Here is a 19,544-nt window from a genome sequence, read left to right on the forward strand (position 1 = left end):
TAGTAGACGCCTGATTTAACAGGCCAAAAAGCTGATGGGAGAGGACTGAATGAGCAATGACGGCGTGAATGCAGGCCGGCGTCGCTTCTTGGTAGCAGCCACGTCCGTGGTGGGTGCTGCAGGAGCGGTGGGGGCTGCGGTCCCGTTCGTGGGGTCATGGTTTCCCAGTGCCAAGGCGAAAGCCGCAGGTGCACCGGTGAAGGTGAATGTCAGCAAGATCGACCCAGGCCAGCAAATGATTGCTGAATGGCGCGGTCAGCCGGTCTTCATCGTTCGTCGTACAGAGGAAATCCTTGGGAATCTGAAGAAAATCGAAGGTCAGCTGTCTGATCCCGACTCGAAGAATTCCGACCAACCCGCCTACGTCGATAAGGAAATTCGTTCGATCAAGCCAGAGATTCTGCTGCTGATCGGTATTTGCACCCACCTGGGTTGCTCGCCTACTTTCCGTCCTGAAGTTGCTCCTGCCGACCTGGGCAAAGACTGGGTGGGTGGCTACTTCTGCCCTTGCCACGGTTCCCACTACGATCTGGCTGGCCGCGTCTACAAGTCACAACCCGCACCGCTGAACCTGCCAGTTCCGCCACATCACTACGAGACTGACAGTGTCATTGTCATTGGTGTCGACGAGGGGGAGAAAGCCTGATGAGCAAGTTCATGGATTGGGTGGATGCGCGCTTCCCCGCGACTAAAATGTGGGAAGACCATCTCAGCAAATATTACGCGCCAAAAAACTTCAACTTCTTCTACTTCTTCGGCTCGCTGGCACTGTTGGTGCTGGTTAACCAGATTGTCACGGGTGTCTGGCTGACGATGAGCTACACCCCGTCGGCGGAAGAGGCGTTCGCCTCCGTCGAGTACATCATGCGTGATGTCGAGTACGGCTCGATCCTGCGCCTGCTGCACTCCACCGGCGCTTCGGCGTTCTTCATCGTCGTCTATATGCACATGTTCCGCGGCCTGCTCTACGGCTCTTACCAGAAGCCTCGCGAGCTGGTGTGGGTCTTCGGCATGTTGATCTACCTGGCGCTGATGGCCGAGGCCTTCATGGGCTACCTGTTGCCGTGGGGGCAGATGTCGTATTGGGGCGCCCAGGTGATCATCTCGCTGTTTGGTGCGATTCCGGTGATCGGCAACGACCTTACCCAGTGGATCCGGGGTGACTACCTGATCTCCGGCATCACCCTGAACCGCTTCTTTGCCTTGCACGTCGTAGCCCTGCCGATTGTGATTCTGGGCCTGGTGGTGTTGCACATCCTGGCACTGCACGAAGTGGGTTCGAACAACCCGGACGGCGTGGACATCAAGAAGCATAAAGACGAAAACGGCATCCCGCTGGATGGCATTCCTTTCCACCCGTACTACACGGTGAAAGACATTGTCGGCGTAGTCGTCTTCCTGTTTATCTTCTGCTCGATCGTGTTCTTTTTCCCGGAAATGGGTGGTTATTTCCTGGAGAAGCCGAACTTTGAACAGGCCAACGCCTTCAAGACACCTGAGCACATTGCCCCGGTCTGGTACTTCACGCCGTTCTACGCGATTTTGCGCGCGATCCCTGACAAGCTCATGGGCGTGATGGCCATGGGTGCATCGATCGCGATGCTCTTCGTCTTGCCGTGGCTCGACCGGAGCCCGGTCAAGTCCATGCGCTACAAGGGCTGGCTGAGCAAGATCTGGCTGTGGGTGTTCTGCATTGCGTTCGTGATCCTGGGGGTACTGGGCGTATTGGCGCCAACGCCTGAGCGTACGTTGCTGTCGCAGGTCTGCACCTTCCTGTACTTCGCCTACTTCATTCTGATGCCGTTCTATACCCGGCTCGAGAAGACCAAACCGGTTCCGGAAAGGGTGACTGGCTGATGAAAAAGTTATTTGTTGCTTTGATGCTTGCGGCGCTGCCGCTAATGTCCTTCGCGGCCGAGCACGGCCCGGAACTGGAAAAAGTCGATATCGACGTGTCCGACAAGGCCGCCATGCAGGATGGGCTGCGTACCTTCACCAACTACTGCATGGGCTGCCACAGCGCCAAGTTCCAGCGTTACGAACGTGTTGCCGATGACCTGGGCATCCCACATGACGTGATGCTCAGCCACTCGGTGTTCACGGGCGCGAAAATCGGCGACCACATGAGCATCGGTATGCAACCCGCCGACGCCAAGGTCTGGTTCGGCGCAGCACCGCCCGACCTGACCCTGGTGGCGCGTGTGCGCGGTACCGATTGGCTCTACGGTTACCTGAAATCCTTCTACGAAGACCCGGCGCGTCCTTATGGCGTAAACAACAAAGTCTTCCCGAACGTCGGCATGCCTAACGTTCTGGTCGGCCTGCAGGGTCGCCAAGTGGTAGGATGCAAGCAGGTTCAGGTCGTTGAAGACGGCAAGAAGCAATATGATCCGTTGACTGGCACGCCTCTGACGCATGAAGCGTGTGACCAACTGACCATCGTGCCCAAGACCGGTACGCTGAACGAAGAGCAGTTTGACGAGAAGGTCAAGAATCTGGTGACCTTCCTGGCCTACTCGGCCAACCCGGTCAAACTGCAACATCAGCGCATTGGTACTTATGTATTGCTGTACCTGGCCTTCTTCTTTGTGTTCGCCTATCTGCTCAAACGCGAATACTGGAAGGATGTGCATTGATCCAACCGTAAGCAATTGCTGTTAATCTTGCGCGCCCAGCGGCATCTCTGAATACGTAGCGCTCTGGTTGAACCAGGCACTGCAGAGATGCTCTCTGGGCGCGCTCGTTTTTGAGCTTTCGATAATTTCAACAAGCGAGGAGGACCGCCATGGGCGTGACCAATCGGTTGGCCTGTTACTCCGACCCCGCCGACCACTATTCCCACCGAGTACGCATCGTGCTCGCAGAGAAGGGTGTCAGCGCCGAGATCATCAGTGTGGAGGCAGGACGTCATCCGCCGAAACTGATCGAAGTGAACCCTTACGGCAGCTTGCCCACCCTGGTCGATCGTGACCTGGCGTTGTGGGAGTCAACCGTGGTGATGGAATACCTGGATGAGCGTTACCCGCATCCACCTTTGTTGCCGGTGTATCCGGTGGCGCGTGCCAACAGTCGCCTGCTGATCCATCGGATCCAGCGTGACTGGTGTGGGCTGGTGGATGTGATTCTGGATACACGCAGTAAAGAGGCCGTTCGGGTGCAGGCGCGTAAGGAATTGCGCGAGAGCCTGACGGGTGTTTCGCCGCTGTTCGCCGACAAACCTTTTTTCCTCAGCGAGGAACAAAGCTTGGTGGATTGCTGCCTATTACCCATACTCTGGCGCTTGCCGATCCTGGGCATTGAACTGCCACGGCCGGCCAAGCCGTTGCTTGATTACATGGAGCGCCAGTTTGCGCGTGAGGCTTTCCAGGCAAGTCTGTCTGGTGTCGAACGCGATATGCGCTAAGGCTTAAGGAGCCGCTGATGAACTCCAGTCGACCCTATTTGGTCCGCGCGCTCTATGAGTGGATTGTGGACAACGATTGCACCCCGCACATGCTGGTCAACTCTGAATTTCCCAAGGTTGACGTGCCGCAGGGTTTTGCCAGTGACGGGCAGATTGTGCTGAACGTATCACCCAGTGCTGTGCGCCACTTGCACATGGACAACGAAGCGGTCAGCTTCGAAGGGCGTTTTGGCGGCGTGCCGCATACGCTGTTCGTGCCGATTGGCGCTATCCTCGGGATCTATGCCCGTGAGAATGGCCAAGGCATGGTGTTCGATCTGGAGTCGCCTTTCGAGGAGGACGAAGCGATCGAAGGTGAAGACGGCGACGATCTGCCTCCACCGGACGCCGAGCCTCCGCGTCCAAGCGGCCGGCCGAGCTTGAAAGTGGTGAAGTAAGCGGCTTTCACCCTCGGGTGAGCCTTAAAAATGCCTCGACCTGTGTCGGGGCATTTTTTTGCGCGCAGGATAGGGATGAAAGTCGTGACAGAACGGTGATCGTACAACCGCCATGGGCTATGATGCGGGCTCAAGTTCGCCGAGAAAGATGGTTCATCATGGAAAACGCCAGTACCGCTCCTCGTCTTCCCCGCAAGCGTCGCAGCCTTGCCCAGGAATTGGTCACGGTGTTGTCCGAGCAAATCCGCGATGGCCAACTCAAGCGTGGCGATAAGTTGCCTACCGAGTCGGCGATCATGGACGCTCATGGGGTCAGCCGTACCGTGGTGCGTGAAGCCATCTCGCGCTTGCAGGCGGCGGGGCAGGTGGAAACCCGTCACGGTATCGGCACCTTTGTGTTGGACACGCCAAGCCCGAGCGGCTTCCGGATTGATCCGGCCACGGTGGTGACCTTGCGTGATGTGCTGGCGATTCTGGAGCTGCGTATCAGCCTGGAAGTGGAGTCCGCCGGTCTTGCTGCATTACGTCGCAGCGATGCGCAACTGGCGGCCATGCGTGCGGCACTCGACGCCCTGAATGAAAGCGCGGCCCACGCAGGCGATGCAGTGGCATCAGATTTTGCGTTCCACCTGGAAATTGCGTTGTCCACCGGCAACCGCTATTTCACCGACATCATGACCCACCTGGGCACCAGCATCATTCCGCGTACCCGCCTGAATTCGGCGCGCCTGGCCCATGATGACCAGCAGCACTACATGGGCCGCCTGAGCCGCGAACACGAAGAGATTTATGAGGCGATTGCCCGCCAGGATTCGGACGCGGCGCGAGCGGCCATGCGCTTGCATCTGACCAACAGCCGTGAGCGGCTGCGCCATGCCCACGAAGAGGCAGAAGCGCAGCGCGGTTAAAGGTCACGGGGGTTTAGTGTGGGAGCTGGCTTGCCTGCGATGACGGAGTGTCAGTCAACCATTACTGGCTGATACACCGCTATCGCGGGCAAGCCCGCTCCCACATTTTGATCTCCTTGGCCTGGAGTTTTGCGTCTACTTAGCTGGCCGGCTGATTGGGCTTGTAGTCCTTGAGCAACAGGTAGGTGCTCCAACCCCACCAGTCATTGGTCCAGTGCTTGTCGTTCAGGTCATTCACGTCCTTGCGGCGCAGCACCTTGTCTCCTTCCATCTTGAACAGCGGCGAGAAGTTGTTCGCCGGGTTCTGCGCGGCATTCAGGTCCGGCACATGCAGTGGCGCCTTGAAGACGGCTGGAGAGGGCGCGACACCGCTGATGAAGGTCTCGAAGATCTCATCGGCCGAGGCCTGCACCGCACGTTTGACCATCGTCCGATTGTCCGCGTCGATGGCATCGAAATAACGCTTGTCACCATAGGCATGCCATTGATCACCCATGGCATTGCGCACCTTGAGCCCGAACTTGCTGTCTTCATCGTGCATGAAGCGGCTGATCAGCGAGCCCAGTTCTCCTGGCGTGACCACCGCCGCCAATTGTTTGCGCGGTACCCGCAGGTGGCCGGCGGAAAACAGGTCAGTCAAAAAGTGATCAGCGAAGCTGTTCATCGCATAGGCCAATTCCAGTGCCTGGTCGGTGCCGGTCTGATGGGCCACGACCGCCTGTTGCAGTGCCGCCGTGTGGCCGGCCAGGTAGGCGGACAATGCCCATTCGCCAAAGTGGTCAGCGTTGTCGGCTGCCAGTTTCAGGTAGCGACCCAGAGGGAGGAGTGCCGAAACGGCACTGCCGCCGCCGGTGATTCGGTTCCACTCCTCAGACAACGTATCGCCCAATGCGTCATAGGCTTCGTGGGGTTGTTTGCCGTCCTTGATCGCCTGGTTGACTGCGTTGATCTCCTTTTGCATCACCGCGAGGATCTTCTGTGCTTCTTCTCGGGAGGCCGGCAGCACGGCCAATGAGTTGAACGCCGCCGTGAAGCGTTGCACGCGATCCGCAGGGGAGGCGCCATCGCTGATCGGCTGGCCAGGAATGCCATAGAAGTCACCGCCCAGCGCGATCACTTGGCCGTAAGTCAGGGCCAGGCCATTGGGCAGGTGCAATTCGACTTGTCGCGCGGGAATCGCGGGAGCGTCCTTGGCGAATCGCAACAGGGTGTCGTCGCCAATAGCGGTGTGTTCACCCCCTTCGAAGCGCAGGGTAGGTGGTTTCTTTTCCGGTGCTGCTAGTTCAAGACCTGACATGTTAGCTCCTTGCTATGTCGTAGGAATCTTCCTTAATAACTGTATGTATATACAGTTACTCGGAGCATAGAGGAATAATTTCCTACGTCAAGAAGGCATGTCTAAACATGAAGCTGTCGCAGCCGCCGATGAATTGCAGTTGACGAATCCTTTTATAGTTGTACGATGACGTACGACATCATCAAAACCAACAACAACCTTTCGACAGAAAGTCTTTGCCCAGGGTGTTCGAATAATGAATCCACAAGAACTGAAGTCCATCCTCTCCCACGGTCTGCTGTCTTTCCCCGTGACCGATTTCAATGCGCAGGGTGATTTCCACCAGGCGGGCTACATCAAGCGTCTGGAGTGGCTGGCCCCTTACGGCGCTACCGCCTTGTTCGCCGCCGGCGGCACCGGTGAGTTTTTCTCCCTGGCCGCGAGTGAATATTCCCAAGTGGTGAAGACCGCTGTTGATACCTGCGCCACCAGCGTGCCAATCCTCGCCGGTGTCGGCGGTTCGACTCGCCAGGCTATCGAGTACGCCCAGGAAGCCGAACGCCTTGGCGCCAAGGGCTTGCTGCTGTTGCCGCACTACCTGACCGAAGCCAGCCAGGATGGTGTTGCCGCCCACGTGGAAGCGGTGTGCAAGTCGGTCAAGATCGGCGTGGTGGTCTACAACCGCAACGTCTGCCGCCTGACCGCGCCATTGCTGGAACGCCTGGCTGAGCGCTGCCCGAACCTGATCGGCTACAAGGACGGTCTGGGTGATATCGAGTTGATGGTGTCGATTCGTCGTCGTCTTGGCGACCGTTTCAGTTACCTCGGCGGCCTGCCGACTGCAGAGGTTTACGCTGCTGCCTACAAGGCCCTGGGGGTGCCGGTTTACTCCTCGGCGGTGTTCAACTTCATCCCGAAAACCGCGATGGACTTCTACCACGCGATTGCCAAGGACGATCACGCTACCGTCGGCAAGATCATCGACAACTTCTTCCTGCCTTACCTCGATATCCGTAACCGTAAAGCCGGTTATGCCGTAAGCATCGTCAAGGCTGGCGCAAAAATCGCCGGCTACGACGCAGGCCCGGTGCGCACGCCGCTCACCGATTTGCTGCCGGAAGAGTACGAAGCCCTGGCCGCGCTGATCGACAAGCAAGGTCCGCAGTAACTTATCAACAAGGCCGCTGAGCAATCAGCGGCCTTTTGCGTCAGGAGAAGATTTGTGTCCCAAGCCAAACGTTTTGAAAACTACATCAACGGCGAGTGGGTGGCCGGTTCCGACTACTGCACCAACATCAACCCGTCGGAGTTGTCCGATGTCATCGGCGAATACGCCAAGGCTGACGTAGCTCAAGTCAACGCCGCCATCGACGCGGCCCGTGCCGCCTTTCCGGCCTGGTCGACGTCCGGCATCCAGGCTCGTCACGACGCCCTCGACAAAGTCGGCAGCGAAATCCTCGCCCGCCGTGAAGAACTCGGCACCCTGCTGGCTCGGGAAGAAGGCAAGACCCTGCCCGAAGCCATTGGCGAAGTGACGCGCGCCGGTAACATCTTCAAGTTTTTCGCCGGTGAATGCCTGCGCCTGTCCGGTGACTACGTGCCGTCGGTGCGCCCGGGCGTCAACGTTGAAGTCACCCGCGAAGCCCTCGGTGTGGTCGGCTTGATTACCCCGTGGAACTTCCCGATTGCGATTCCCGCCTGGAAAATCGCCCCAGCCCTGGCCTATGGCAACTGCGTGGTGATCAAGCCGGCTGAATTGGTTCCGGGTTGCGCCTGGGCCCTGGCCGAAATCATCTCCCGCGCCGGCTTCCCCGCCGGTGTGTTCAACCTGGTGATGGGCAGTGGCCGTGTGGTCGGCGATGTATTGGTCAACAGCCCGAAAGTCGACGGCATCAGCTTTACCGGTTCGGTCGGCGTAGGTCGTCAGATCGCCGTCAGCTGTGTGTCGCGCCAGGCCAAAGTGCAGTTGGAAATGGGTGGCAAAAACCCGCAGATCATCCTCGATGACGCCGACCTCAAGCAGGCCGTCGAGCTGTCGGTACAGAGCGCGTTCTACTCAACCGGCCAGCGCTGCACTGCCTCAAGCCGCTTGATTGTCACGGCGGGTATTCACGACCAGTTCGTCGCGGCCATGGCCGAGCGCATGAAGTCGATCAAAGTCGGCCACGCCCTGAAAAGCGGCACCGATATCGGCCCAGTGGTCTCCCAGGCCCAACTGGATCAGGACTTGAAATACATCGACATCGGCCAAAGCGAAGGCGCGCGGCTGGTCAGCGGTGGCGGCCTGGTGACCTGCGACACCGAGGGCTACTACCTGGCGCCAACGCTGTTTGCCGACAGCGAAGCCGCGATGCGGATCAGCCGTGAAGAGATCTTCGGCCCGGTGGCCAACGTGGTGCGCGTGGCGGATTACGAGGCGGCGCTGGCCATGGCCAATGACACCGAGTTCGGTTTGTCGGCGGGTATTGCCACCACGTCGCTGAAGTACGCCAACCACTTCAAGCGCCACTCCCAGGCCGGGATGGTGATGGTCAACCTGCCGACCGCCGGTGTGGACTATCACGTGCCGTTCGGTGGGCGTAAGGGCTCGTCCTATGGTTCGCGTGAGCAAGGTCGCTATGCGCAAGAGTTCTACACCGTGGTGAAAACCAGCTACATCGGTTCGTAACACGCAGCACCCGTGGGCAGCGGCTTGTGTGGGAGCTGGCTTGCCTGCGATGCAGACACCTCGGTGCGTCAATGAGACCGAGGTGTCTGCATCGCAGGCACGCCAGCTCCCACATAAAGCGGGTCCCGCACACAAAAAATGATTACCCGCAAAAAAAATAATTAGTGGGAGTACATCTTCATGCAAGCGACCAAGCCGACCCACGTCCGCTATTTGATCCTGCTCATGCTGTTTCTGGTGACCACGATCAACTACGCCGACCGGGCTACTATCGCGATCGCCGGCTCCAGCCTGCAAAAAGACCTCGGCATCGACGCGGTCACCCTCGGTTACATCTTCTCCGCATTCGGTTGGGCCTACGTGGCCGGGCAAATTCCCGGTGGCTGGCTGCTGGACCGGTTCGGCTCGAAAAAAGTCTATGCCCTGAGTATCTTCACCTGGTCACTGTTCACCGTGCTGCAAGGCTATGTCGGTGAATTTGGGGTTTCCACCGCTATTGTGGCGCTGTTCATGCTGCGCTTTTTGGTGGGCCTGGCTGAGGCGCCCTCGTTTCCCGGAAATGCCCGTATTGTTGCGGCATGGTTTCCTACCGCTGAGCGCGGCACGGCGTCGGCGATCTTCAACTCCGCGCAATACTTCGCCACGGTGTTGTTTGCACCGCTGATGGGTTGGATCGTCTACACCTTTGGCTGGCAGCATGTGTTTATCGTCATGGGGGGGATCGGCGTGCTGTTCTCGCTGATCTGGCTGAAAGTTATCCACAGCCCGCGCCAGCACCCGATGATCAACGAGGCTGAGCTCAAGCACATCGCTGAAAATGGCGCGATGGTCGACATGGACCAGGACAAGACCAAAGGGCAGAAAACCGATGGGCCTAAGTGGGATTACATTCGCCAACTGCTGACCAACCGCATGATGCTCGGCGTGTACCTGGGCCAATACTGCATCAACGGCATTACCTACTTCTTCCTGACCTGGTTCCCGGTGTACCTGGTGCAGGATCGTGGCATGACCATTCTCAAGGCCGGTTTCATTGCGTCTTTGCCGGCGATCTGCGGGTTTATAGGTGGGGTGTTGGGCGGCGTGATTTCCGACTACCTGCTGCGCAAGGGCCATTCGCTGACGTTTGCGCGCAAGGCGCCGATCATCGGTGGGTTGCTGATCTCCAGCAGCATCGTGGCGTGCAACTATGTCGACATCGAATGGATGGTGGTGGGCTTCATGGCCCTGGCCTTCTTCGGTAAAGGCGTTGGCGCACTGGGTTGGGCGGTGGTGTCCGACACCTCGCCGAAACAAATCGCCGGCCTCAGTGGTGGCTTGTTCAATATGTTTGGCAACCTGGCGTCTATCAGTACGCCTATCGTGATCGGTTACATCATCAGCACCACCGGCTCGTTCAAGTGGGCATTGGTGTTCGTCGGCGCCAACGCGCTGGTGGCGGTGTTCAGTTACCTGGTGATTGTCGGCCCGATCAAGCGCGTGGTGCTCAAAGATCCACCCAGCAAAGGGCCTGAGCTGACTAAATTTACCGAAGCGCACTCTTGAGGGGCGATGTAATGCAGTTGATTGAACATGCTGACTCGCCGCGCTCGATCCGTTTGCACGAGCGTGACAACGTGGTGATCGTGGTCAACGACCAAGGCGTACCGGCCGGGACCGAGTTTCCGGACGGCCTGGTGACCGTGGATTTCATCCCGCAGAGCCACAAGGTGACCCTGGAAGACATCCCCGAAGGCGGTCAGATTATTCGCTATGGCCAGACCATCGGTTACGCCCTGGCGCCGATTCCGCGTGGCAGTTGGGTGCAGGAAGACCAACTGCGCATGCCCACCGCGCCACCGCTGGACAGCTTGCCGCTGTCCACCGAAGTGCCCGACACCCAGGCGCCATTGGAAGGCTTCACCTTCGAGGGTTATCGCAATGCCGACGGCACCGTGGGCACGCGCAATATCCTCGGTATTACCACCACGGTGCAGTGCGTCACCGGCGTGCTGGACCATGCGGTCAAGCGCATCAAGGATGAGTTGCTGCCCAAGTACCCTCACGTCGATGACGTGGTGGCGCTGACCCACAGTTACGGCTGCGGCGTGGCGATCACCGCGACGGATGCCTACATCCCGATCCGCACCGTGCGCAATCTGGCGCGCAACCCGAACCTGGGTGGCGAAGCGCTGGTGATCAGCCTGGGCTGCGAGAAATTGCAGGCCGGGCAGGTGATGCACGACAACGACAGCTCCGTCGACCTGAGCGAGCCATGGCTGTATCGGCTGCAGGATTCCAGCCACGGTTTTACCGAGATGATCGAGCAGATCATGGCGCTGGCCGAGGTCCGTTTGAAAAAACTCGACCAGCGCCGCCGTGAAACCGTGCCGGCGTCGGAACTGATCCTGGGCATGCAATGTGGCGGCAGCGATGCATTTTCCGGCATCACTGCCAACCCGGCGCTGGGCTATGCCTCGGACTTGCTGCTGCGGGCCGGGGCGACGGTGATGTTTTCCGAAGTGACTGAGGTCCGCGATGCCATCTATCTGCTGACTTCTCGGGCGCAGACCAAGGAAATTGCCGAAGAGCTGGTCAGGGAAATGGACTGGTACGACCGTTACCTGGCCAAAGGCGAGGCGGACCGCAGTGCCAACACCACACCGGGCAACAAAAAGGGCGGGCTGTCGAATATTGTCGAGAAGTCCCTGGGCTCCATCGTCAAATCCGGCAGCAGCGCGATCAATGGCGTGCTCGGCCCGGGCGAGCGCATCAAGAGCAAAGGCCTGATCTTCTGCGCGACGCCGGCCAGCGACTTTGTGTGCGGCACTTTGCAACTGGCGGCCGGGATGAACCTGCATGTGTTCACCACCGGGCGCGGTACGCCTTACGGGCTGGCGATGGCGCCGGTGGTGAAGGTCTCGACGCGTACGGAATTGGCTCAGCGCTGGCCGGACCTGATCGATATTGACGCCGGGCGCATTGCCACCGGGCGTGCGACGATCGAGGAGTTGGGGTGGGAGTTGTTCCACTTCTACCTGGACGTGGCCAGCGGCAAGAAGCAGACGTGGGCGGAGCGGCACAAGCTGCATAACGACATTACGCTGTTCAACCCGGCGCCCATTACCTGAGACCGCGTCGAACCCTGTGGGAGCTGGCTTGCCTGCGATGGGGATGTATCAGTAACGGATGTATCGACTGACACTCTGCCATCGCAGGCAAGCCAGCTCCCACATTTGATGGGGCTTACCCAGACGAGCCGGGCCGCATGGCTTATCATTAGCCCCCTGATAACGCTCACCAAGGTTCTCCCCGGCATGCTGGCTATCTTCCTCACCACCCTCACCATCACCGCGCCGGTGTTTGCCATGCTGTTCCTCGGTGTGCTGCTCAAGCGCATCCACTGGATCAACGACAACTTTATCCACACCGCCTCGTCCCTGGTATTCAACGTCACCATGCCGGCGCTGTTGTTCCTGGGCATCCTGCATGCCGACCTGCACTCGGCGCTCAAGCCGGGGTTGCTGATCTACTTTGCCGTCGCCACGCTGCTGAGCTTTGCCCTGGCCTGGGGTTGGGCGATCTTCCGTTGCCCGCGTGAGGACCGTGGCATCTACACCCAGGGCGCGTTTCGCGGCAATAACGGCGTGATCGGCCTGGCGCTGGCGGCCAGCATGTACGGCGACTACGGCATTTCCCTCGGCGCGATCCTCGCGGCGCTGGTGATCCTGTTCTACAACACGCTGTCGACCATCGTGCTGGCGGTGTACAGCCCGGTGATCAAGTCCGACCCCTGGAGCATCTTCAAAAGTGTGATAGCCAACCCGCTGATCATCAGCGTGATTGCGGCCGCGCCGTTCGCTATTTTCAATCTCGGCCTGCCTGCCTGGCTGGAGTCGTCCGGCCAGTATCTGGCGGACATGACCTTGCCGCTGGCACTGATCTGCATCGGCGGCACCTTGTCACTGGCGGCCTTGCGCAAAAGCGGGAGCATGGCCTTGAGTGCCAGCCTGGTGAAGATGATCGGCTTGCCGCTGGCGGCGACACTTGGCGCCTGGCTGCTGGGCTTTCGGGGGCCGGAACTGGGGATTCTGTTTCTGTATTTCGGCGCGCCGACTGCGGCGGCGAGTTTCGTCATGGCCAGGGCGGCGGAGGGTAATCATGAACTGGCGGCGGCGATTATCGTGATCACCACGTTGATGGCGGCGGTGACCACCAATATCGGGATCTTCGTGTTGCAGGCGGGGGGCTGGATCTGAATTTTTCGGTGTGGTTGAGGGCCAATAGCAGGCAAGCCAGCTCCCACATTTGAATGTATTCACAGTTCAAACTTTGGGAGCTGGCCTGCCTGCGATGACTATCTGACAGTCACTGCTTATCTGCCTGATACGCCTCAATCACTTCCTGCGCCGCCCGAAACGCGTCAATCGCCGCTGGCACACCCGCATACACCGCGCAATGCAGCAGCGCCTCGCGAATCTCTTCCACGGTACAGCCATTGTTCAACGCGCCACGTACGTGGCCCTTGAGTTCCTGCGGGCATTTGAGCGCCGTGAGGGCGGCGAGGGTGATCAGGCTGCGGGTCTTCAATGGCAGACCTTCGCGGTTCCACACGCTGCCCCAGGCATGTTCGTTGACGAAATCCTGCAGCGGCTGGGTGAACTCGGTGGCATTGCCCAGGGCGCGATCGACGAACACATCGCCCATCACCTGGCGACGCACTTCAACCCCGGGCTTTTTCTGATCGGTCATTGCGATTCCCTCTTGCGTTGGCGGCGCCAGGCTCGCAGCGTGCTGAATATCAGAAAAGCCACCAGCGCCGGCAGGATGTAATACAGCATCAAGTGTTCAAGTTTGTTGGCCAGGGGCGTGCCGAACGTGAACGACACTACGTGCAGCCCATACACCAGGTACAGACCCAGAAACACCAGGCCTTCGGCGCGAGTGACCCGGTAGCCGGTGTAGAACACCGGCAGGCACAGCACCACCACGCCGAGCATCACCGGCAGGTCGAAGTCCAGGGCGTTGGGCGACACCGACAGCGGAGAGGGCGCCACCAGGGCCGTAAACCCCAGCACGCCCAGCAGATTGAACAGGCTGCTGCCGATCACATTGCCCACGGCAATCTCGCGTTGGCCGCGCAGGGCGGCAATCAGCGAGGTGGCCAGGCACGGCAGCGAGGTGCCGACACCGATGAGCGTCAGGCCGATGATGCGCTCCGAGAGGCCCAAGTCGCTCGCCACATCCACCGCCGCGCCCAGCAGCAAATGCCCGGCCAGCACCAGGATCAACAGCCCGCCCAGCATCAGCAATACGCTGCTCAGCCATGGCGCCCTGGCGACGGTGTCCAATGTGCGAGGCCGGCGGGAATGGCGGGTCTGGTAATGCAATACGCCGAGGTAGGCCATCAGGGCCGCGAGCAGTAACAGGCCGTCAACCGGCGTCAGTTCTTCATTGGCCGACAGGGTAAACACCAGCAGGGCGGCGAAAATCATCACCGGGATGTCCAGGCGCACCAGTTGCCGCGACACTCGCAGGGGGATGATCAGCGCGGACAGGCCCAAGGTGACGAGGATGTTGAAGATGCTGCTGCCGATCACGCTGCCCACGGCAATGTCAGTATTGCCGGCCAGGGTGGCTTGCAAACTGACGGTCATCTGCGGCGCACTGCTGCCGAAGGCGACGATGCTCAAACCGATGATCAGCGGCCGCACCTTGAGGCTGGCCGCCAGGCGCACGGCGGCCCGCACCAGGATTTCGGCGCCGATAATCAGCAACACCAGGCCACTGATCAATTCGAGCAGGCTGAAGGGGGAGAGGGCGGTTAGTCCGAAGATGGCCAGGGCTCCTGTCAGTTGTTCAGCGCTTGCACGCGAACCCGTGCGGTTCCGCTGCCCAGCATACCGAGCTGTTCGGCAGCCTTGCGTGAAACATCAATCAGGCGGCCACGGGTGTGCGGGCCGCGATCATTGATGCGCAGGACCACGGATTTGTTGTTGTCGAGATTAGTCACCTTGACCCGGGTGCCGAAAGGCAGGCGCCGATGAGCGGCGGTCAGGGCGTTCTGGCTGAAGGGTTCACCGCTGGCGGTTCTATTGCCATGGTGCTTGGCGCCGTAATACGAGGCGGTGCCGGCTTCGTCGTAGCCGTTGGGGTCGATGAGGCCGCTGGCGCAACCGGCCAGCAGAGAGAACAGGGCCAGTAGGCCGAGTAGACGCTTCACGTTAAGTAAGTCCCCATTGTAAATGTGGGAGCTGGCTTGCCTGCGATACAGGCACCTCGGTGTCGCAGTTGCACCGAGGCGCTGCTATCGCAGGCAAGCCAGCTCCCACATGGGGTCCGAGTTGGGCATGAAATCCCGCCCGGACCATTTCACCGCGAATCAGCCTTCGAGCTTGCTTTTCAGCAGTTCGTTCACCTGTTGCGGGTTGGCCTTGCCTTTGGAGGCTTTCATCGCCTGACCGACAAAGAAGCCGAACATCTTGCCGCGCTTGGCTTCGTCTGCGGCGCGGTATTGCTCGACCTGTTCGGCGTTGGCCGCCAGCATCTCATCGAGTACGGCCGAGATCGCACCGCTGTCGGTGACTTGCTTCAGGCCACGCTTGTCGATGATTTCGTCCGCATTGCCTTCGCCTGCCGCCATCGCTTCAAACACGGTCTTGGCGATTTTGCCGGAGATGGTGTTGTCCTTGATGCGCAGCAGCATGCCGCCCAGTTGTTCGGCGGTAACCGGTGCTTCGTCGATTTCCAGGCCCTGCTTGTTCAACAGGCTGCCCAGCTCAACCATTACCCAGTTGGCCGCCAGTTTGGCGTCGCCGGCAATGCTCACGACTTTTTCGAAGTAGTTGGCTTGCTCACGGCTGGACGCCAATACGCTGGCATCGTAGACCGACAGGCCGAACTGCGCCTGGAAACGCTCGCGTTTTTGCTGCGGCAATTCCGGCAGGGTGGCACGGATGTCATTGAGGAACGAATCCTCAAGGACCACCGGCAACAGGTCCGGGTCGGGGAAGTAACGGTAGTCGTTGGCTTCCTCTTTGCTGCGCATGGCGCGGGTTTCATCTTTGTTCGGATCGTACAGGCGGGTTTGCTGGATCACCTTGCCGCCGTCTTCGATCAGTTCGATCTGGCGACGCACTTCGCTGTTGATCGCCTTCTCGATAAAACGGAACGAGTTGACGTTCTTGATCTCGCAGCGGGTGCCGAACTCGACCTGGCCCTTTGGACGGATCGACACGTTACAGTCGCAACGCAGCGAGCCTTCGGCCATGTTGCCGTCGCAGATGCCCAGGTAGCGCACCAGCGCGTGGATCGTCTTGACGTAAGCCACGGCTTCCTTGGCGCTGCGCATGTCCGGCTCGGAGACGATTTCCAGTAACGGCGTGCCGGCACGGTTCAGGTCGATGCCGGTAGCGCCCGGGAATTCTTCATGCAGGCTCTTGCCGGCATCTTCTTCCAGGTGCGCGCGGGTGACGCCAACACGCTTGATGGTGCCGTCTTCCAGCGGGATGTCCAGGTAGCCTTTGCCGACGATCGGCAATTCCATCTGGCTGATCTGGTAGCCCTTGGGCAGGTCCGGGTAGAAGTAGTTCTTGCGCGCGAACACGTTGTGCTGGCCGATCTCGGCGTCAATCGCCAGGCCGAACATCACCGCCATGCGCACCGCTTCCTGGTTCAACACCGGCAGTACGCCGGGCATGCCCAGGTCGACCAGGCTGGCCTGGGTGTTGGGCTCTGCGCCGAACGTGGTGGCGCTACCGGAGAAAATCTTCGATTGGGTGGCGAGCTGGGTATGAATCTCCAGCCCGATCACAACTTCCCATTGCATAGTGTTCTCCTCAGAAGCCGGTAGGGGTGCGAGTGTGCCAGTCGGTGTTCAACTGGTACTGGTGCGCCACATTGAGCAGGCGGCCTTCCTGGAAATACGGGGCGAGCAATTGCACGCCGACCGGCAGGCCATCGACGAAACCGGCTGGCATGGACAAGCCCGGCAAGCCCGCGAGGTTGGCGGTGATGGTGTACAGGTCTTCCAGGTACTCGGCGATTGGGTCGCCGGTCTTGGCGCCAATCTTCCAGGCCGGGTTCGGCGTGGTTGGGCCGAGGATCACATCGACTTCTTCAAAAGCAGCCATGAAGTCGTTCTTGATCAGGCGACGGATTTTTTGCGCCTTGAGGTAGTACGCGTCGTAGTAGCCGGCCGACAGTGCGTAGGCACCGACCATAATGCGGCGTTGTACTTCGGCACCGAAGCCTTCGCCCCGGGAGCGTTTGTACAGGTCGGTCAGGTCTTTCGGGTTTTCACAGCGGTAGCCGAAACGTACGCCGTCGAAACGCGACAGGTTGGAGGAGGCTTCTGCCGGCGCGATCACGTAGTACGCAGGAATCGCGTGCTGGTTGTTCGGCAGGCTGACTTCCTTGATCACGGCGCCGAGCTTTTCCAGCTCTTTGACGCTGTTGTGCACCAGTTCGGCGATACGCGGGTCGAGGCCGGCGCTGAAATACTCTTTCGGCACGCCGATACGCAGGCCTTTGATCGAGGTATTCAGGCTGGCGCTGTAGTCCGGCACTGGCTCATCGATGCTGGTGGAGTCCTGTTTATCGAACCCGGCCATACCTTGTAACAATATTGCGCAGTCTTCGGCAGTGCGTGCCAACGGGCCGCCCTGATCCAGGCTGGAGGCGTAGGCGATCATGCCCCAACGGGAAACGCGACCGTAGGTCGGCTTCAGGCCGGTGAGGTTGGTGAACGCAGCAGGTTGACGGATCGAGCCGCCGGTGTCGGTTGCCGTGGCGGCCGGCAGGAAGCGCGCGGCAACGGCGGCAGCCGAACCACCCGACGAACCGCCGGGCACATGTTCCAGGTTCCACGGGTTTTTTACCGCGCCGTAGTAGCTCGACTCGTTGGCCGAACCCATGGCGAATTCGTCCATGTTGGTCTTGCCCAGGGTCACGGCCCCGGCGGTAGCCAGCTTGGACACCACGGTGGCGTCGTAGGGCGCCTTGAAGTTGTCGAGCATCTTCGAGCCGCAGCTGGTGCGAATGCCATGGGTGCAGAACAGGTCTTTGTGGGCGATCGGTGTGCCCAGCAGTGCGCCGTTTTCACCGTTGGCGCGACGCACGTCGGCGGCCTTGGCCTGGCTCAGGGCCAGCTCTTCGGTGAGGCTGATGAAGCTGTTGACCTTCGTGTCGAGCTCGGCGATACGCGCAAGCAGGGTCTTGGTCAGCTCTTCGGAAGAAAACTTTTTGTCGGCGAGACCGCGGGCGATCTCGGCCAGAGTCATGTGATGCATTGCAGGCTCTTTCCCTTTAGTCGATGACTTTCGGAACCAGGTACAGGCCGTTTTCGACCGCTGGCGCGATGGACTGGTAGGCCTCGCGATTATTTCGCTCGGTCACAACGTCTGCACGCAGGCGCTGGCTGGCTTCTAGTGGGTGAGCCAGGGGCTCGATGCCGTCGGTATTGACGGCCTGCATTTGGTCAGCCAGCCCGAGAATGCTGTTCAAGGCTGCGGTGGTCTGTGGAAGATCGGCTTCATTCAGGCCAAGCGAGGCCAGATGAGCGATTTTTTCCACGTCGGAGCGTTCAAGCGCCATGGGATTCTCCAGTGGAAAACAGAACGGAGGGCGTCCGTGTGTTAGATTGTCGGAACACTACCGCATTTCTACGGTCATAAGGCCGCGATTGTGGGGGTTGGTGCACAGAAAGTCGGCCAATTTAGCACATTGGCGCCTTGCCCAAAATCCCTGTCGTTGTTAGAGTTTGCCGCACTTTTTTACCCACGCGTTGCCTAGGGTCCTTTCCCCATGTTCAAGAAACTGCGTGGCATGTTTTCCAGCGATCTTTCCATTGACCTGGGCACTGCCAACACCCTTATTTACGTGCGCGAGCGCGGTATCGTTCTGAATGAGCCATCGGTTGTGGCCATTCGGACCCATGGTAATCAGAAAAGTGTCGTTGCCGTTGGCACCGAGGCCAAGCGCATGCTCGGCCGAACACCAGGCAACATCGCTGCCATTCGTCCGATGAAAGACGGCGTGATCGCCGACTTCAGCGTCTGCGAGAAGATGCTGCAGTACTTCATCAATAAAGTTCACGAAAACAGTTTTCTGCAGCCCAGCCCTCGTGTGCTGATCTGCGTTCCATGCAAGTCCACCCAGGTGGAGCGTCGTGCCATCCGTGAATCGGCCCTTGGTGCCGGTGCTCGCGAAGTGTTCCTGATCGAAGAACCCATGGCTGCCGCTATCGGCGCTGGTTTGCCGGTTGAGGAAGCGCGCGGTTCGATGGTGGTCGATATCGGTGGTGGTACCACTGAAATCGCCCTGATTTCCCTGAACGGTGTGGTGTATGCCGAATCCGTCCGTGTAGGCGGCGACCGCTTCGACGAAGCGATCATCACTTATGTGCGTCGTAACTACGGCAGCCTGATCGGTGAATCCACTGCTGAGCGCATCAAGCAGGAAATCGGCACCGCTTACCCGGGCGGCGAAGTTCGCGAAGTCGATGTTCGCGGTCGCAACCTGGCCGAAGGCGTTCCACGTGCCTTCACCCTGAATTCCAACGAAGTGCTGGAAGCTCTGCAAGAGTCCCTGGCCACTATCGTTCAGGCTGTGAAGAGCGCCCTGGAGCAATCGCCGCCGGAACTGGCTTCCGACATCGCCGAGCGTGGCCTGGTGCTGACTGGTGGTGGTGCCTTGTTGCGCGACCTCGACAAGCTGCTGGCCCAGGAAACCGGCCTGCCGGTGATCGTTGCCGAAGACCCGCTGACCTGCGTCGCCCGTGGCGGTGGCCGTGCACTGGAAATGATGGATAAACACACCATGGACCTGCTCTCCAGCGAATAAGATTGCTTGGGTAGTTCATGCTTCGCCCGCA

The 19,544-nt window shown here is 59.7% G+C and carries 19 protein-coding genes; 12 read left to right on the forward strand and 7 right to left on the reverse strand.

What is annotated here, in order from left to right:
• Positions 1-49: 49 nt before the first annotated feature.
• From petA to A7J50_RS04320, 6 genes are all read left to right on the forward strand, one after another.
• On the forward strand, positions 50-646 hold the full coding sequence (gene petA, locus A7J50_RS04295; RefSeq protein ID WP_003216040.1) for a ubiquinol-cytochrome c reductase iron-sulfur subunit: 597 nt from the start codon (positions 50-52) through the stop codon (positions 644-646).
• Positions 646-1,857, forward strand: coding sequence for a cytochrome b (locus tag A7J50_RS04300; protein WP_053254390.1), 1,212 nt, complete (start codon positions 646-648; stop codon positions 1,855-1,857). Before petA ends, A7J50_RS04300 begins: the two co-directional genes overlap by 1 nt.
• Positions 1,857-2,636: a cytochrome c1 gene (locus A7J50_RS04305; RefSeq protein ID WP_064450695.1), complete on the forward strand. Its 780-nt coding sequence runs from the start codon at positions 1,857-1,859 to the stop codon at positions 2,634-2,636. The genes A7J50_RS04300 and A7J50_RS04305 overlap by 1 nt, the downstream gene beginning before the upstream one ends.
• 149 nt (positions 2,637-2,785) lie before the next feature.
• Entirely contained in the window at positions 2,786-3,403 is a 618-nt protein-coding gene (locus A7J50_RS04310) for a glutathione S-transferase N-terminal domain-containing protein (protein ID WP_017138266.1), read from the forward strand.
• Between the two features lie 17 nt (positions 3,404-3,420).
• Positions 3,421-3,840: a ClpXP protease specificity-enhancing factor gene (locus A7J50_RS04315; RefSeq protein ID WP_064450696.1), complete on the forward strand. Its 420-nt coding sequence runs from the start codon at positions 3,421-3,423 to the stop codon at positions 3,838-3,840.
• 158 nt (positions 3,841-3,998) lie between these two features.
• Positions 3,999-4,748, forward strand: coding sequence for a FadR/GntR family transcriptional regulator (locus A7J50_RS04320; RefSeq protein ID WP_064450697.1), 750 nt, complete (start codon positions 3,999-4,001; stop codon positions 4,746-4,748).
• 139 nt (positions 4,749-4,887) lie between these two features.
• On the opposite strand, the gene A7J50_RS04325 is transcribed toward A7J50_RS04320, so the two are convergent.
• Positions 4,888-6,045, reverse strand: a complete 1,158-nt coding sequence (locus A7J50_RS04325) for a hypothetical protein (protein ID WP_064450698.1) — start codon at positions 6,043-6,045, stop codon at positions 4,888-4,890.
• Between the two features lie 235 nt (positions 6,046-6,280).
• On the opposite strand from A7J50_RS04325, the gene kdgD reads away from it, so the two are divergent.
• The 5 genes from kdgD to A7J50_RS04350 all read left to right on the forward strand — a co-directional run bounded on the left by kdgD (position 6,281) and on the right by A7J50_RS04350 (position 12,930).
• Positions 6,281-7,192, forward strand: coding sequence for a 5-dehydro-4-deoxyglucarate dehydratase (gene kdgD, locus A7J50_RS04330; protein WP_064450699.1), 912 nt, complete (start codon positions 6,281-6,283; stop codon positions 7,190-7,192).
• A 54-nt stretch (positions 7,193-7,246) separates the two neighbouring features.
• Complete coding sequence (locus tag A7J50_RS04335) at positions 7,247-8,692, forward strand: aldehyde dehydrogenase family protein (protein WP_064450700.1); 1,446 nt, start codon at positions 7,247-7,249, stop codon at positions 8,690-8,692.
• A 180-nt stretch (positions 8,693-8,872) separates the two neighbouring features.
• Positions 8,873-10,237, forward strand: a complete 1,365-nt coding sequence (locus A7J50_RS04340; protein ID WP_064450701.1) for an MFS transporter — start codon at positions 8,873-8,875, stop codon at positions 10,235-10,237.
• Between the two features lie 11 nt (positions 10,238-10,248).
• Entirely contained in the window at positions 10,249-11,802 is a 1,554-nt protein-coding gene (gene garD, locus A7J50_RS04345) for a galactarate dehydratase (RefSeq protein ID WP_064450702.1), read from the forward strand.
• A gap of 186 nt (positions 11,803-11,988) precedes the next feature.
• Entirely contained in the window at positions 11,989-12,930 is a 942-nt protein-coding gene (locus A7J50_RS04350) for an AEC family transporter (protein ID WP_064450703.1), read from the forward strand.
• Positions 12,931-13,039: 109 nt separating this feature from the next.
• Here the strand turns inward: A7J50_RS04350 and A7J50_RS04355 are convergent, their stop codons facing one another.
• From A7J50_RS04355 to gatC, 6 genes are all read right to left on the reverse strand, one after another.
• A complete protein-coding gene (locus A7J50_RS04355; protein ID WP_064450704.1) occupies positions 13,040-13,423 on the reverse strand; it encodes a carboxymuconolactone decarboxylase family protein in 384 nt (127 codons plus the stop codon).
• Entirely contained in the window at positions 13,420-14,466 is a 1,047-nt protein-coding gene (locus A7J50_RS04360; protein WP_082895823.1) for a calcium/sodium antiporter, read from the reverse strand. The genes A7J50_RS04355 and A7J50_RS04360 overlap by 4 nt, the downstream gene beginning before the upstream one ends.
• 56 nt (positions 14,467-14,522) lie before the next feature.
• Positions 14,523-14,894, reverse strand: a complete 372-nt coding sequence (locus A7J50_RS04365) for a septal ring lytic transglycosylase RlpA family protein (RefSeq protein ID WP_064450705.1) — start codon at positions 14,892-14,894, stop codon at positions 14,523-14,525.
• Between the two features lie 159 nt (positions 14,895-15,053).
• The gene (gene gatB, locus A7J50_RS04370; protein WP_064450706.1) at positions 15,054-16,499 is read right to left on the reverse strand and encodes an Asp-tRNA(Asn)/Glu-tRNA(Gln) amidotransferase subunit GatB; all 1,446 of its coding nucleotides are present in this window, start codon (positions 16,497-16,499) and stop codon (positions 15,054-15,056) included.
• A 10-nt stretch (positions 16,500-16,509) separates the two neighbouring features.
• Positions 16,510-17,961: an Asp-tRNA(Asn)/Glu-tRNA(Gln) amidotransferase subunit GatA gene (gatA, locus tag A7J50_RS04375; protein WP_064450707.1), complete on the reverse strand. Its 1,452-nt coding sequence runs from the start codon at positions 17,959-17,961 to the stop codon at positions 16,510-16,512.
• Positions 17,962-17,977: 16 nt separating this feature from the next.
• Positions 17,978-18,265 (reverse strand): Asp-tRNA(Asn)/Glu-tRNA(Gln) amidotransferase subunit GatC, encoded by a 288-nt coding sequence (gatC, locus tag A7J50_RS04380; protein WP_053254404.1) that lies wholly within the window; start codon positions 18,263-18,265, stop codon positions 17,978-17,980.
• A 210-nt stretch (positions 18,266-18,475) separates the two neighbouring features.
• Between gatC and mreB the strand changes: the two genes are divergently transcribed.
• A complete protein-coding gene (gene mreB / locus A7J50_RS04385; RefSeq protein WP_002555108.1) occupies positions 18,476-19,513 on the forward strand; it encodes a rod shape-determining protein MreB in 1,038 nt (345 codons plus the stop codon).
• Positions 19,514-19,544: the final 31 nt, after the last annotated feature.

This window comes from Pseudomonas antarctica (genome assembly GCF_001647715.1).
Lineage (GTDB): Bacteria > Pseudomonadota > Gammaproteobacteria > Pseudomonadales > Pseudomonadaceae > Aquipseudomonas > Aquipseudomonas antarctica_A.

Coding starts and splice junctions, on each gene's coding strand:
- A7J50_RS04305 (WP_064450695.1), top strand. CDS start 1,857: ATGAAAAAGTTATTTGTTGCTTTGATGCTTGCGGCGCTGCCGCTAATG.
- kdgD (WP_064450699.1), top strand. CDS start 6,281: ATGAATCCACAAGAACTGAAGTCCATCCTCTCCCACGGTCTGCTGTCT.
- A7J50_RS04340 (WP_064450701.1), top strand. CDS start 8,873: ATGCAAGCGACCAAGCCGACCCACGTCCGCTATTTGATCCTGCTCATG.
- petA (WP_003216040.1), top strand. CDS start 50: ATGAGCAATGACGGCGTGAATGCAGGCCGGCGTCGCTTCTTGGTAGCA.
- A7J50_RS04355 (WP_064450704.1), bottom strand. CDS start 13,423: ATGACCGATCAGAAAAAGCCCGGGGTTGAAGTGCGTCGCCAGGTGATG.
- garD (WP_064450702.1), top strand. CDS start 10,249: ATGCAGTTGATTGAACATGCTGACTCGCCGCGCTCGATCCGTTTGCAC.
- A7J50_RS04300 (WP_053254390.1), top strand. CDS start 646: ATGAGCAAGTTCATGGATTGGGTGGATGCGCGCTTCCCCGCGACTAAA.
- mreB (WP_002555108.1), top strand. CDS start 18,476: ATGTTCAAGAAACTGCGTGGCATGTTTTCCAGCGATCTTTCCATTGAC.
- A7J50_RS04350 (WP_064450703.1), top strand. CDS start 11,989: ATGCTGGCTATCTTCCTCACCACCCTCACCATCACCGCGCCGGTGTTT.
- A7J50_RS04310 (WP_017138266.1), top strand. CDS start 2,786: ATGGGCGTGACCAATCGGTTGGCCTGTTACTCCGACCCCGCCGACCAC.
- A7J50_RS04315 (WP_064450696.1), top strand. CDS start 3,421: ATGAACTCCAGTCGACCCTATTTGGTCCGCGCGCTCTATGAGTGGATT.
- A7J50_RS04325 (WP_064450698.1), bottom strand. CDS start 6,045: ATGTCAGGTCTTGAACTAGCAGCACCGGAAAAGAAACCACCTACCCTG.
- gatC (WP_053254404.1), bottom strand. CDS start 18,265: ATGGCGCTTGAACGCTCCGACGTGGAAAAAATCGCTCATCTGGCCTCG.
- gatB (WP_064450706.1), bottom strand. CDS start 16,499: ATGCAATGGGAAGTTGTGATCGGGCTGGAGATTCATACCCAGCTCGCC.
- gatA (WP_064450707.1), bottom strand. CDS start 17,961: ATGCATCACATGACTCTGGCCGAGATCGCCCGCGGTCTCGCCGACAAA.
- A7J50_RS04320 (WP_064450697.1), top strand. CDS start 3,999: ATGGAAAACGCCAGTACCGCTCCTCGTCTTCCCCGCAAGCGTCGCAGC.